Origin of the sequence: Microcoleus sp. w2-18bC1, assembly GCF_036700365.1 — a bacterium.
Lineage (GTDB): Bacteria > Cyanobacteriota > Cyanobacteriia > Cyanobacteriales > Microcoleaceae > Microcoleus.
In genome coordinates this window covers 1-14,556 of sequence record NZ_JAUBOS010000076.1, presented here as the reverse complement: position 1 = coordinate 14,556, position 14,556 = coordinate 1, and the positions used below count along the sequence as shown (strand labels likewise).

Below are 14,556 nucleotides of genomic sequence, written 5' to 3'. Positions count from 1 at the left end.
TTATGTCACAGGAATTCTTGCCTGACGACAACAAATTCGATCGCCCAAATGACGACTCAGCAGCAGTATGCGAACAGGAAGTGGTGCTGTTAACGGTTGTCGGTTCGCCCAAAGGTGTCAGGGAAACCATACTCACTTTGTACCGACTGGGATTTGCAGAAGTGGGCGATTGGAGTCCCGTACAGCGTGCGGCTAATCCGAAGCAGGTGATGAGCGTGCTGATCCGTCGGAAGCGGGCTGAGGGTACATCGCCGAGAAAATCTGGGCGGTAAGCTACAAGGTTAAATAGCTAAATTCGAGGGCGGGCCTTTAACGTTCAGCCCTGAGTCCGGCAGGGGTTTCAACCCCTGCCTCAAAGCAAAAGTCCTCGCTATGAGGACTGAAGAATTCATTAGTCCTCATAGCGAGGACTTTTGCTAAAAGCCCCGTGGAATTCATTCCTTGGCGGCCTTTCGGTTTAAGTTAACTGGACACGTCCTCCTTTTTAATGCCGCGTCTTTACTCCTTGCGATCGAGGTAAATGCTGAGACTATCCTCACCCAAATTATCGAGAAGTTGTTGCAGCGCGTCGCGGCTATTGCGAACCAGATCGTTGTTAGGAGCAATGGCTAAAGATCGATTAAACATTTCCAGAGCCTCTTGCCCATTCTTGAGTGCTTCCTGTTGCTCAGATAATTTTGCTTGTAAATCACCCAGTATTCTCAGTGCAATACCTTTGTTGTTGAGGACAATAACGTCATCCGGTGCAATAAGTAAAGCTCTATTGTAAGCAGCGATCGCATCTGAGTAAGACTGTTTTGCCACCTCAAATTCACTTAGCTGTGCTTGCAATTCACCCAGACTTAACAGCGCATTCCCTTTCTTGTTGAGAGCACAGATATAATCCGGTGCAATAAGTAAAGCAGAATTACAGGCAGCGCTCGCCTCAAAGTAAGACTGTTTTGCCGTCTCAAATTCACTTAGCTGTGCTTGCAATTCACCCAGACTTCGCAGCGCATTCCCTTTGTTGTTGAGAGCATTGATATAATCCGGTGCAATAAGTAAAGCAGAATTATAGGCTGCGATCGCTTCTAAGTAAGACTGTTTTGCCGCCTCAAATTCACTTAGCTGTGCTTGCAATTCACCCAGACTTCGCAGCGCATTCCCTTTGTTGTTGAGAGCATTGATATAATCCGGTGCAATAAGTAAAGCAGAATTATAGGCTGCGATCGCTTCTAAGTAAGACTGTTTTGCCGCCTCAAATTCACTTAGCTTTGCTTGTAATTCACCCAGCCGTAGTAGCGCAATCCCTTTGCTGTTGAGAGCATTGGTATAATCCGGTGCAATAAGTAAAGCAGAATTACAGGCAGCGCTCGCCTCAAAGTAAGACTGTTTTGCCGCCTCAAATTCACTCAGAATTGCCTGCAAATTACCCAGACGTAGTAGCGCAACCCCTTTGTTGTTGAGAGCACAAAGATAATCCGGTGCAATAAGTAAAGCAGAATTACAGGCAGCGATCGCCTCAAAATAAGACTGTTTTGCCGTCTCAAATTCACTTAGCTGTGCTTGCAATTCACCCAGACTTTGCAGCGCATTCCCTTTGTTGGTGAGAGCAGCGATATCATCCGGTGCAATAAGTAAAGCAGAATTATAGGCTGCAACTGCCTCTAAATGTTCCTGTCTTGCCTCTACATATCGAGCCAACCGAGCATAGTAATCTCCCTCGGAGCGCGAAACTCTACCAAGCCAATAATCACTTTTAATCCACAACTCATCTCTAACTCCCAGCAGCGACTCGCATTCCCCGTAACGACTCAGCCGCAATGCTTCATCAAACACCTCTTCCCATTCCTTCACACCCCGCTCCCAATCCAAGCGATTAGCATGATAAATTGCCTCAGCCGCATCCCCCACTTCCCGATAATGCCCCTCTAAAACCTCATGCGCCCTGCGAGTTTTCGGATGATCCCGATCGGCATCCAAGCGCCGCAATAAATCGTGAATCCGATACCAATTATCCCCCCGCTTTTCCGATTTCCACACAAAGGAAAAACCAGTCAACATCTCAAAATTGGCACTACTTGCCTGGAAGTGACAACCAGCTCCCAATTTTACGTACAAATCCTCATCAAAAGCGCGGCCAGCACTCAGCGAATGCACGGCCGATCGCACTTCGCGATCGACATAACTCAGCAACCGATCTGTTAATTCCGCAGTCTTGTTTTCCAACTTCGGAATCCGCGCAAAATCCGACGACAGCAACTCAATTCCCCGCCTTCTTTCTGCCAGCACCGCATCCGCGCACAAACCCAAATAAAACGGATGTACCTGCAAATTTTCCAAATTATCAGCGGGATTGACGCTGGCATATTTAATTACAGCATCTGCCAAATCTGCCTTGTCAATCTTCACTTTGTGCAAGTAATCCCTCGCATCATCCGGCGACAAATGCCACACCAATTGTGCATCTATATAATCTGCGGGAATCGGAAACCTTGACGCATTCGGCCACCGCAATTGCGTCACCGGACACTCTCGCCCCGCCACAACAACTACAATCCCCAATTTGTAATCCAATGCCCTCAACAACCGCCGAAACCACTCATCTTGATACCAAAAAGTTGCGCCTTGAGAATTTCGTTTTTCATCCCACATTTTCTCGTGAGTATCGAACAGCATCACGAGGCGATCGGGTTTATTTTTGCCAGCCATTGTCGCATTCAAATCCCCAGCAAACAATTTCGGCAAATAGTCGGTTAACTCAGTATCAATATCTAGACGGCGAATTTCCTCCGCCTTTTCATCGCTGACGCCCAAGCGATTTTGAATTAATTTCATCGCCCGCTTAATCCCGCCCAATTTATCTATCCCTTTGAGCACCGCTACAGCTTGCGCCACCACCGGAAAATCTGCAAAAGTTTCAATTATAGGTATCACCAATTCCGCCACATCATCGGGGAAAAGTTGGTTGAGAGTTGCCTGTGATTCGCCTTTGTTCAGCAAATACCAAAAGCAAGCAAAGTCATAATTTGGAAATTTAAATTTATATTTCTTAGTGGCTGCTGCCAGATTTCGGCGCAGCATCAGCAAGCCGTAAAATCTATCTTGCGGTTTATCTTCTTTAATCGGTATCAATCCGAAATCGTGTCTGACTGCGGGTATGGGAGTGTAGGTCTTAGGTTCAGCATAGCGGACAAAATCAGCAACTTGGGCGGCTTGTGATTCTGGGATGTCGTGCAATTGTTGCCACACCTGCGGCGAAAATCTTTTACAGCAGTGAAACTGCAAGTGTTGTAGCAGCAAAGACTTGCCGTTGCCTCCATCTCCGTAAAAATACAAAATTTGTTGGCGCGCGGGGTCTTCGTTTAAAGAAAAGGCAAATCGGCGGGTAAATTCGTATCTGTCGGTAAAAAGTTCCAGTTTGCGATCGCCGCTAATAGATTCGCTTTCAAAATCTTCGTCGTCAATTGGCATAAGTGTGCAGGTGAGGTGTTAATTTATTATACCAATGGGGGATTGAAATTGGGCATAGATATCAATTAGGGGCGATCGCCTTTAGGGCATATGTTAAAACTGAGATATTGCACCCTTCTCAATCAGCTTTTGTGAACAGGCAAGATGCCTGTTCCACAAGAAAATTTATCTTTTGTGGAACAGGCATCTTGCCTGTTGCTGACAATGGTACAAGATGTGAGTTAAAACAGTAATCGATCGACCACCCAAGCTATCTTAGAAAGGACGCTAGCGAAAGCACAGTCATGGCACCTCCCACTAATCCAAATCCGGCGGATTCATCTGCAAAACAGTCTCTAGAGGCTGGGCTAGCAGCTTTGAAACAGCAGGATTACCCCACCGCGATCGCCCTTTTAGAATCCGTTACCCAAACCGCCGCCAATCAGTCGTCGGGAATCCGCGCGCAGATGGGGTTGGTGGCTGCGTACAAAGCAACCGGTAATGTGAAAAAGGCGATCGCCCTGTGCTCTTCCCTCGCCAAAAGTCCCAACTCTCAAGTCAAAACTTGGGCCGATCGCGCTTTAAAAGAATTAACCCCCCCTCGCCCCCCAAAACCACCGGAAAATAAACCAAAATCCGCAGAAACTCCCCCCGAAACAGGCTTTGTCGCCTTTGATGCAGGAACAAAATCGGCGAAAAAATCGATTGGGGGCGATCGACCGACCGCAGATAAAAAAACAGGATTTTTACCTTTAGAGCCTGCTGTAGAGCCTGGAAACGCCAAATCGCAACCGATTTCCCCGCTACCTCCACCCCCCACACCGCCGATTCGCCCGACATCAGAGGGCGGGCACGGGGGCACCGCCCCTACAGAAACCGCACCCGAAACCGCAGAAATTAGTGGCGAAAATAGTTCCGCTTCCCCAACAGATATCCCCGGAGTCGCCAGCCCAGATACTTACCAACTCACTTGGCGCGAAGCAGGGCGCACCAAAAGCCCGCGCCCCCTCAAACCGCTGAAGTTGCTGGAGTTTCGGCTGCAAGCCGTTGCAAGTGCGATCGCCCTATTTTTCCTAGCCCGGTTTGTCCTGCAATTCCTGCTGACAAACACTAATTCTCTGTTGGTTCAGCTTTACATATTCACTAGGCTGCCTATTTTCGCCCCGATTCAGCTTTTTTACCGCGATCCAACTCCGTTTGTTCAGATGGTTTTTGGATTGCTTTTAGCCTCGTCTCCGTGGCTGATAGACGCGCTGCTGAAACTGTTTTGCGGCGTCGAAACTCTGCGCGGGTCGGTTTTATCGAAGCACAGCAAGGAAGCTAGTCGGGTACTGCGAAGCTTTTGTACGAAGCAAAATATGCCGGTGCCGGTACTCAAACTCTTGCCGCTGAATGTTCCTGTAGCTTTCAGTTACGGCTGTTTGCCCCGTTTTGCTCGGATTGCTGTGAGTCGGGGGCTGTTGGAACAATTGACGGATGATGAAATTGCCACTATTTTCGCGCGGGAGTTGGGCCATATATCTCACTGGGATTTTGCGCCGATGTCGCTGGCGCTGCTGGTGATTCAGATTCCTTACTTGATTTATTGGCAGGTGGCGCATTGGCAAGAGCGGTTGTGTGATTTAATGACGATCGAGTTTTTGCGTTCTGCTGTTAAATTTGTGGCCGCTGCAATTTCTGCTACCTGTTACGGCATTTATAAGTTGTTGCGCTGGCCGATGTTGTGGCTGTCGCGCCGCAGAGTGTATTTTAGCGATCACACTGCTGCGGAAATTACGGGTAATCCTAACGGTTTGACGCGGGCACTGGGTAAAATTGCGATCGGCATTGCTGATAATATCGAACAGCAAAAACAAACTAGCTTTTTCCTCGAAAGTTTCGATCTATTGTTACCCGTAGGTGTTGGACAAGCTGTAACCCTTGGTTCTGCTGCATTACACGCGCCGCTAGAACAGATTTTGCTGTGGGATGTCAGCAATCGGGAGCGCAATTGGTTGACGGTTAACCGCGCGCATCCTTTGCTGGGAGAGCGTTTGAAGCTTTTGGCTCTTTATGCTCAATTCTGGCAACTGGAGACAGAGTTAGATTTGGCAAACGCGGGAGTGCAAGAACAACCCAGGAAAGGAAAATTGTCTCCGTTTAAGTCAATAGTCGAATTTAAAGACTCAAAACTATTTTTACAGGGTGCGCCGTTTTTTGGAATTCCGATGAGTTTGGCGATAGTCGGGTTGCTTTGGCTGATTGGCGGGATTTTTTCGAGGACGAGTATTTGGCAGTTGGATTGGCTTTGGGGCGATCGATCGATTCTTTGGGGCTGTTTGCCGATCGGATTTTCTATCGGTACTTTGATGCGGATCAATTATTTCTTCCCGGATATTATCCCGCGAGAAACCGCTTCGCCGAGTTTGCCGGAAATTTTGTCAAATCCCGATAGTTTGCCGCTGGATGCTGAACCGGTGCGGCTGGAAGGTGAACTTTTGGGTCGATCGGGTATGAGTAATTGGCTGGGACAAGATTTGATTTTGCAAACGGCGACGGGTTTGGTGAGGTTGCACTATGTTTCGAGGTTTGGCTACATTGGCTCTTTGTGGCCATTTTTGTTCAAAGAGACTACTCGCCCTAGCGATTTGATCGGAACATCTGTTGTGGCGACTGGTTGGCTGCGCCGGGGTGCTACTGTGGCGATCGACCTTGAAAGTCTCCGCAGTCAAGGAGGGAGGGTTAGTGACAGCGGACATCCGATTTGGTCTGCGGTTTTGGCTTTTGCTGCTGCTTTTTGGGGCGCATACATTATTATTCAGGGCCCAAGGTGAGACGATTTTAGATTTTAGATTTTGGATTTTAGATTGAAGAATGGGAAATGACTTACTGCATAAGGGTTTCGAGGTTGCCTACAATTGCATTTTTTACAGGTATGAGGAATAGTTATCAGATTGCCGCACTCGATCGCGCACAACGCGCAGCCCCAGATGAGTTTTGAGTTAAACAGCGGATGGGCGATGTTCTCCGTGCTGGTGGCGCAGCCTACTCTTCATTGGTGTCAACTTAAGCCTGAAACCATGTCAAAATCAGGGTTGTAGCCGAGTCTAGATCCCCCTAAATCCCTTAAGAAGGGGGACTTTGAGAAGACTCTTGTCCCCCCCTTCTTAAGGGGGGCTAGGGGGGATCTAGGGTTAATAGTCAAACAGCAGTCCGTGACAGGGTTTGACGTTAAGTTTTCCCGAAAGCCTACAGTCTTGTTCCTTCTTCCTTCGTAAAGAAAAGTTGCTTTTTTGCCAGCCCTCTGTTACATTAATTTACAGGAATTGGATTGAACCAAACAGCGCGATAACTTTAGTTGGCTAAAATCTCATAAGGCATTGCGTAAAAATTGTCAACACCCCAACACAGCAAGTACAGCCAGCCGCTTGTCGGCTGTTTTTTTTTCTACCGCTATTTTTGCTGTGCGGGATGAATTCTCAAAAGTGATTGAGATGTGGTTTCCGTTAAATTCAGACTGAAATCTTCCTAAATAACTAGCTCTGTTACCAAGGCTGTGATACCTTTAAAGAATGCTCGGACTCTGCCGGGCCTGATTTAAGGGATACCGGGTAAATGAGTAGTTCTCAGCATTAGGAGCGAGATTAGGATCGAGGTAAGATTACTGGCTGAAAAAATGTTAGCCATTTTATCCATCACTGTATTAAACTGAATACTGGCATTCCGATCGCTTGCAATTGACATCCTTGGACATAAATTTCTAGACGGCGCTGGCTATAAACATTCTGAATCAAAACCGGAAGCAAGTAATACAGAATAGCCAATAGCCTAAACATTTGAGTGATGACTAAAAGTTTACACAACAACCTGAGATTTAAAAGCTCTCTGCATCGGCGGTTAAGTTCCGGCCTTATCAGAGTAAATCATCTTTTGGTTCTAAAAGGTGGGGGGATCTGTCAAGGTTGGTGGGAGGAATGCGCCAATTCTCGGGTTATGTGGTGTTTGCCTGAAGTACATATTCAGTTGACTTCAGGTAATTCTGTTCGAGCAAATTAATTAAAACCCAAGTCGGGAGGAAATTTTCATGTCTATTCGTCTTTATGTTGGCAATCTACCGAAGGAACTCGATCGCCTAGAATTGCAAGAAGTTTTTGCACCGGAGGGCGAATCTGTTACCACCAAGGTAATTACAGACCGCAAAACAGGAAAATGCAGAGGATTCGGTTTTGTGACGGTGCTAACCGATGAACAAGCCGACCAAGTTATTGAGAAATATAACGGCTTGATGTTCAAAGAAAACCCGCTGAAAATAGAGAAGGCATTGCCCCGCTCTAAGGGTAAATCTGAGAAGGGCGAAGACGATCAGCAGCAGTCGCCGCAGTCACCACAGTTGGTGTCGGCATCGGCGTCTGTTCCAATGCCTGTGCCTGCGCCGCAGCAACAGCAGCGCTCGTCGGCTCCCCCTAGCCAAGGTGGAGGCGGTTCCAGCAAAAGCAATCGCCGTCGGGGTGACAACAACAAGTCTCGCCGCAATCAGTCAGCAGCAACGGTGTCGAGCCCTGATTCCGGCTCGGTGCAGCCAGATCCGCGCTGGGCGAGTGCTCTGGAAGAGCTCAAGCAAAGATTGGTGGAAGCTCAGACTACTAATTAGTCGCAAATGGCGGCTAATTGCTGCTGCCTCTCGACTGTGGTTGACTGAATGTATCTGGAAGTGCGATCGAGAATCGGTCAAAAAACCCTGTTCTCGATCGCACTCTTTTATGGTAAAAAACCTCTAATATCTAGCAGTGCGGTAAAATAAGCGCGATTGGGCAAGTAAAGAAAACTCAAGTTCTGACTACCAACCAGTTGGATTTTGGTCGATCGACCCAACACGATGTCATATCGTTTCCGGTTGCATCGGAATAATAAAATCGAGTCAACAGTTAACACTCAACCATTCAGTTTTTCGACCCGCCCCTCAACAGTCAACCTTCAACAGTCAACAATTCCGGAGGAGTAACCGGAATTGATCTCATATCCTGAGAATGGTTGGCAAAAAAACCCGGTTTCTCTAAAAATATAGGGTTGAGCAGCGAGACATCTAGAAAGAAACCAGGTTTTTAGCCCGTCTAAACAAGTCATTTTTATTCTATCGGCCCGAATTCGATTGTCTCAATAAACTCAAAAATCTTGTTCATAATTCCCTCAACTTCAGACTCCAGGGAATCCAATTCATCCCCCTCCTGATAAATGCGCTGACAGCTTACCGTGTAGCAAAAATCGTCAGCAATAAAAGCCATAAGTCCCCGGTAAGCATCCAACCGAGTCAGAGGGCCATCGTTTTCTTGCACGCTGATAGTTGCACCCGCAGGCAAATCTAAAACCACGAAATAAGCTTCTTCATCTTCTAAATATTCTGTGTGGAGTAACTTAGAATTGGCAACATTAGCAAGAATTGCCTGAGAAACAAAATTGTCGAGAAAAGACTTGAGATAACCTTCCTCGCCAACCGACTCGATTGTTTCTTCAACTTCACCAGCAACAGGGAAATAATCAATTTTCAGCAAAACTCCAAAGTCGTCAGAAAATGCGACACAGCCTTCTTGCTCATCAATTTTACCGCCTCGTTCCTCGTCAACTGGAATGGGAACGCTAAAATTGCCTTCCGGAGATACGTACCATGCCGCATCGAAATCAGACTCTTCGCCCTCTACTTCCGAGTAAGCAGCAGTTACATCCTCAATAATTTCTGCTGCCTCCTCATCTTCCACACCTAATGCTTGCTGGAATTCTTGGAGAAAAGCCTCGTGCTTCTCAGATATTTCGCCATCTGCGACAAACATTGCTGCGGTTATGGCAAAAGTATCCAAAACTAACTCATCTGGCATAGATTGCCAAGCAGTATTAAATAATGCTCCTAAACCATCTTGGGCCACAATACCGGCGAGTCTTTGAAACATTGCTGACATATCATCTTCCGAGTATTCAGCAAATATTTCTGATTCCCAAAGTATGCTTTCTAAGATATCCGCATCCGTGTCAGGGGAATTTGCCTCTGCTGCCACAAATGCTACCGCTGCTACGGATTCTTCTAAAGTCAAGCTTGCTTCGGATTGGTCTTCTGAATTGAATATTTTATCAAACTTGGCCACAGGTTTTGCCCCGCTAGTGTTTAGTTTTGCTATTCATAGCAAATTTATGACATAAAAAGATAGTAGTCAATCGATTTTAGATTTTAGATTTTAGATTTTAGATTTTAGAATTGAAGCATTGACTTGCGCGAGATAAATTCGGGGGCTCCTTTATCGGATACAGGTTTTTTATTTCTGGGTCCTGAGTCTGCTTTCGGAATGAATTCGGGGGCTTGTATCCTGGATGCTTTCGGTCAGGGATACTCTGGGCGCCGGACACCGGGCCGTGTTGTTTCCCTACAGATATCGCACCCGACACGGCGCTGTGCCGTTTCCCTGGCGATATCGCCTATTACCAAGGACTGCCAATTATGGTGAATCCGGCCCAAAACGTCGGGTGAGAGAAATCTGCATTTGCTACTTTTGTGGCTTGATTAATGTCGATCGCGCCTTGAGTTCCCCGCAATTGACCGTCTTTTACTACAATTTGTTTGTGGATCATTGCCAGTTGAGCTTTTCTGAGTGCTTCAGCTTTAATATTTTCCGATCGCAAATTGCCATAAAACTCGGTCATCAACGCCAAAGTGCCGATATCATTAACTTTCCACAAACTCGCTACCGCTGATTTGACACCGCTGCGGACGGCCAGTCCAGCAAATCCCATTTCTGCTGTATTGTCGCCGATCGCAGTTTGGCACGCACTCAGCACTAATAATTCTACTTGTCGGCGATCGTACCACTTCGCCGATCTAAATTCATCCAGCGCCAAAGAACGGTTCCACAAATGAATCTCAGCTTCCTTGCGTCCGTTTTGATTTTGCGGAAAGCTAGCGTGAGTAGCAAAGTGAACAATGTCAAATGCCTGTTGCTGTCGCTGTTTGCTGAGATTGTTTAGAGTAAAGTTCTGGTTGAGAAAAGACCGTCCCCGCCACAAGGGCAATTCAGCAGTAGGATTGAGAAAACTTTCATTTCTGCTCGATCCCGCTTGATTTTTCCTGTCGCTTCTGGTACCGGCGATCACAGATAATTCGATCGGCACCGCAGGCAAAGGATCTTGATCGGTGTGTGGAAATTCGGAAGCACCCATCGCTAAAACTTGAGCGTTTTTCAAACTTTTATACTTTGTGTTACTCAGGCTGACACTGGGAATTGAGCCTAGACTGTACTTTTCTACTAAAAACTGCTTGCCGTCGTGCAAACCTGCTAGCGGTAGTTGGCGCAAACCGGCATCAAAGGAAAACACTAGCGTATCTATATTTAATGCTTCTAAATTTGAACTAATCGGCGCAATTAACCACTGGTAAAGTTGCTCAGCTATTGGCAAATATTCTTCACTTTGCGAATCATTCGATTGACCCAAATAGCGATGAAATTCTGCCACTTTTTCCAGCAAAACTGCGCTACTGACCGGAATATTTTTGATAATCGGAGGGCCGTCTGGAACTACTAACACTAAAGATAATTCTTCGAGACGGACGATCGCGTAAACAATTACAGCTTGCTTCCCGGTTTCTTCCTTAATTGTTTTCAGAGTTTCTCTCACATATTGAAAATTAACTTGTTGATCCGTGAAATTTTCCCCATAATAATTTTCGTAGTCTTGTTCAAAGAGTTGGTCAATTAGAGCAACAGCATCGTTAGCATTGCCTTGGTCTAAAGTTTGTTCGACGAGCAACCTGCTAATTTGTGAGGGAAAGAGATTTGGGATATCTGCAGGTGGGGGATTTTCTGCGAGCGGAGGGGGAGTGGGAGTTTGTGCGGGAATTGGCGCTGGTGTGGGGGCAGGAGTTGGAGTTGGTGCTGGAGTTAATGCGGGCGCTGGAGTTGGTGCGGGTACTGGATTAACGGGAGGTGATTCTATTTGCGGCAGAGAGATTTGGGGAATATTTGCCAACCAATTAGTAGGGTTTTCAGCAGGTTGTTCTGGAGGAGGCGTCTCGGCAGGAGGGGGATTTAAGACTATATATCCGTCGGGTTGTTCGGTGGAAGAAGCGCCAAGCTGCGGCGGGTTTTCTGGAGGGTTTTCTGAAGCTGGGATAAAGGTAATATTGGGTGTTTCAACGGGCGGTATGTCGATCGATATTTGTCGATTATTTTCTAGTTGGAAGCCAACTCTGGTATTTCCAGTTTCAGGATTTTGCTCGAAAGAAGTTTCCGCACCCAATAAATCGCCAATTAAAAAAGCTAACTCCTGTTGGGGAGTTTGGCTTGGGCTGACAGCGGGCGCGGGTACGATCGCACTTGCAGGCGTGGGCACGATCGCACTTGCAGGTGCTGGCTGAATCTGAGTTACAGGCTGGGTTAGAGAGGCAAGAGGGGCTGTGGGCGCGGGATTTGGCGCGTTTGAAGGTTCGGGGGCGATCGCAGGTTGAGCGCCGAGGGAGGAGGTGATTTGGGAAACAGAGGGAAGGGTAGGTGTAGAAGCTATGCGGGCAGCAGCGTTTGGGGTTGTGGGCGTTGAGGGCTGTGTAGGGCGCGCGCGGGGTGGCAGTACGAATGAATCGGGCAATTCAGGTAGTTGGAAGTCAATGGGAAAACCAGGTATCGGATCGGGTGTTGCCGAAGGTGCGATCGAAGTTTGGGGAATTGGGGCAAGTGGGATAAATATTTGGGGAATTGGGAAAGGTGCGATCGAGCTTTCCGGCGTTGGGGCAGGTGCGATCGAGCTTTCGGGTGTTGCCGAAGGTGCAAGGGGTAAACGCGGTGCGGGTTGCGGTGAGGGCGTGCCTGCGGGCGCTGGAGTCGCTGTGGGGGAAGGCGTTGGAGTATCTGCTGCTGTCGGTGCGGCCGATGGAGTATCTGCTGCTGTCGGTGCAGGTGTGGGAGTAGCTGCTGGTGTGGGTGCAGGCGTTGGAGTAGGTGCGGCTGTGGGTGCGGGCGTTGGAGTAGCTGCTGCTGTGGGTGCGGGCGTGGGAGTAGCTGCTGGTGTGGGTGCAACTATTGGTGGCGGTACGGAGATAATTTGAATGCGATCGACATCCTGTTTGTGAGTATAAAGATATTCGCGATCGGGCAAAATTGTTTGTATGGGATTACTATTTCCTCTAGTAATTGCACCCGCCGTTCCATTTGTCTCGGAATTGCCGACAATAAAAGGCGTTATTCCCGCGCCCCCGTGGCGGATAGTTATAGTACCGCCGTTGCTATCTCCAGGATTTCCAGCCGTAGAAATGCTAGCATTGATGCCGTTTCTGTCTGTGAAGGAATTGAGCGATCGAAAAAACCTTCCCATCAGAATCTCGACAGTGCCTCCCGTACCTTTGCCGAGACTACTTTGAGCGTTAATTTGACTCGCAGTAATATCGCCCTCAGCACTGCGGTTATAAGCCGTGACATTCCCTGCATTCCCCTCAGCCGAAGAGTCAATTTTACCAACATTAATACTTCCGGTAGCGTCGAGCAAAATACTGCCACCATTACCAGGAGACGAGGTATTGATATCGCCCGCACTAATATTAGTTCCAGCGCTCAAAGCGATATTGCCACCAGTGTTAGGGGAAGTCGCATCAATATTTTTAGTTGTGATTTCTCCCTTCTCGCTAAACAAAGAAATTCCGGCGGGTGAGGTAATATTTTGGGCGGTAATATTATTCGTAGTAATAATGTTAATTGCCGCGGAACTTTCGGGGATATCATCTTGAATATTGACGCTGTTGAGGGGAGCAACACTGCCCACAGCACCACCAAAGTCAACACTTCCCGCATCGGGTTGAACAGTCAGACTGTAAGGCCCGTCAACTGTAGACTTAAAAGTAATATCGCCAGTCTCTAAAATTTTGACCGAGAGGTCGTTACCTAATGTTACCGGAGCGTTAAAAGTAATGTTATTGCGGTTAGTTTCGATCTTGCCCTTAGCAGTAATAGTGTCCTTTGCCTGGACATCAATATTGCCACCATTCACAGTAATACTGGGAGCGAAAGTGCGGGAATTAATATCAGATGTCGAAACTGTTCCGCCAGCATTTATGGTGACACCTCCGCCCTTACCATTTGCTGCGGCGGTAATAATTGGGCCGGCAGTTGTGTCGATATTACCGCCGCTTTGAATGCGAAGATTCCCACTGTTGGCGTTGAAACCGCTTAATAATAGGGCGCTACCAATTCCTGCCGTACTGATATTGCTCCCAGCTTCGAGGGAAATATTGCCGCCGTTGTTGCCGCCGATCGCATTGATGATTCCGGCGGTAGTGTCGATCGCCCCGCCGCTTTTAAACGTGATTGAGCCGCCGTCTTGATTGCCGATCGCCCGGATGTCGCTGGTAGTAATATTTCCCCCAGCATTTAGATTAACATTGCCCCCTGTGTTAGTTTTAAGATCGGGAGATGAACCGTCATAACTTGTCAATAACTGACCTGTAGTGATATTTCCGTTGCTGTTAGTAAAGTTAAGATTTCCACCCTGTATTCCCGATACTAAAACATCGCCTATATTAATGTCACCGTTGGTAGTAGATAAAGTAACATTGCTACCGTTGCCCTTACTAGAAGTACCCGCGATCGCGGTTCCTGTTGTCGGTGTTGTGATGCCGGTGCTGGCTTGAATGGTAATATTTCCAGCAGCGCGATCGCCCGTAGTATCGATCGCGCCGATATTAATTGTACCCCCACTTCTAAGGGCGATCGAGCCGCCGCTTTGAATTGCCCTGACATTGAAATTGCCAGTCGTAATATTATCGCGATCTGCTATTAAAGTTATTGACCCACCATTTTCAGGGGCAAAACTTACAATAAACGGCCCACCATAATCCATATCACCATAAGACAAAGTCAAATCACCATAAGACGAAGTATTTTGGTAGAATTCACCTGTGTTAATGCTGCCATTAGTGCTAGTAAAATTAATTATGCCTCCCTGTGTGTTACTCTGCCCTCTACCGTAGGCAGACACTTTACCTGTTGTAATATTTCCATTAGCAGAGACACGTATATTGCCACCTATATTATTGCTTTCGGAAATACAGCACTTTGCGTGACTAAGAGGTACAGTAACAGCAGTGAGCAAAATAATTTTCGATTTGCTTAGTTGAACATA

General features: G+C 47.3%; 6 protein-coding genes. 3 read left to right on the top strand and 3 right to left on the bottom strand.

What is annotated here, in order from left to right:
• Nucleotides 1-2: 2 nt before the first annotated feature.
• Nucleotides 3-272: a hypothetical protein gene (locus tag QT979_RS25245; protein WP_333312027.1), complete on the top strand. Its 270-nt coding sequence runs from the start codon at nucleotides 3-5 to the stop codon at nucleotides 270-272.
• 226 nt (nucleotides 273-498) lie between these two features.
• Here the strand turns inward: QT979_RS25245 and QT979_RS25240 are convergent, their stop codons facing one another.
• Nucleotides 499-3,453 carry a tetratricopeptide repeat protein gene (locus QT979_RS25240; protein ID WP_333312026.1) on the bottom strand — a complete coding sequence of 985 codons (2,955 nt, stop codon included), beginning with the start codon at nucleotides 3,451-3,453 and terminating at the stop codon, nucleotides 499-501.
• Nucleotides 3,454-3,737: 284 nt separating this feature from the next.
• On the opposite strand from QT979_RS25240, the gene QT979_RS25235 reads away from it, so the two are divergent.
• Nucleotides 3,738-6,245 carry a zinc metalloprotease HtpX gene (locus QT979_RS25235; RefSeq protein ID WP_333312025.1) on the top strand — a complete coding sequence of 836 codons (2,508 nt, stop codon included), beginning with the start codon at nucleotides 3,738-3,740 and terminating at the stop codon, nucleotides 6,243-6,245.
• A gap of 1,250 nt (nucleotides 6,246-7,495) precedes the next feature.
• Nucleotides 7,496-8,062 (top strand): RNA-binding protein, encoded by a 567-nt coding sequence (locus QT979_RS25230; RefSeq protein WP_333312024.1) that lies wholly within the window; start codon nucleotides 7,496-7,498, stop codon nucleotides 8,060-8,062.
• A gap of 475 nt (nucleotides 8,063-8,537) precedes the next feature.
• Here QT979_RS25230 and QT979_RS25225 read toward each other — a convergent pair whose 3' ends face one another.
• Nucleotides 8,538-9,545 carry a tellurite resistance TerB family protein gene (locus tag QT979_RS25225; RefSeq protein WP_333216298.1) on the bottom strand — a complete coding sequence of 336 codons (1,008 nt, stop codon included), beginning with the start codon at nucleotides 9,543-9,545 and terminating at the stop codon, nucleotides 8,538-8,540.
• Nucleotides 9,546-9,876: 331 nt separating this feature from the next.
• Nucleotides 9,877-14,526 (bottom strand): CHAT domain-containing protein, encoded by a 4,650-nt coding sequence (locus QT979_RS25220; RefSeq protein ID WP_333312023.1) that lies wholly within the window; start codon nucleotides 14,524-14,526, stop codon nucleotides 9,877-9,879.
• Between the last annotated feature and the right edge of the window lie 30 nt (nucleotides 14,527-14,556).

Bases quoted from the DNA above. Each gene is read 5' to 3' on its own strand.
- QT979_RS25245 (WP_333312027.1), top strand. From the start codon at position 3: ATGTCACAGGAATTCTTGCCTGACGACAACAAATTCGATCGCCCAAAT.
- QT979_RS25240 (WP_333312026.1), bottom strand. From the start codon at position 3,453: ATGCCAATTGACGACGAAGATTTTGAAAGCGAATCTATTAGCGGCGAT.
- QT979_RS25235 (WP_333312025.1), top strand. From the start codon at position 3,738: ATGGCACCTCCCACTAATCCAAATCCGGCGGATTCATCTGCAAAACAG.
- QT979_RS25230 (WP_333312024.1), top strand. From the start codon at position 7,496: ATGTCTATTCGTCTTTATGTTGGCAATCTACCGAAGGAACTCGATCGC.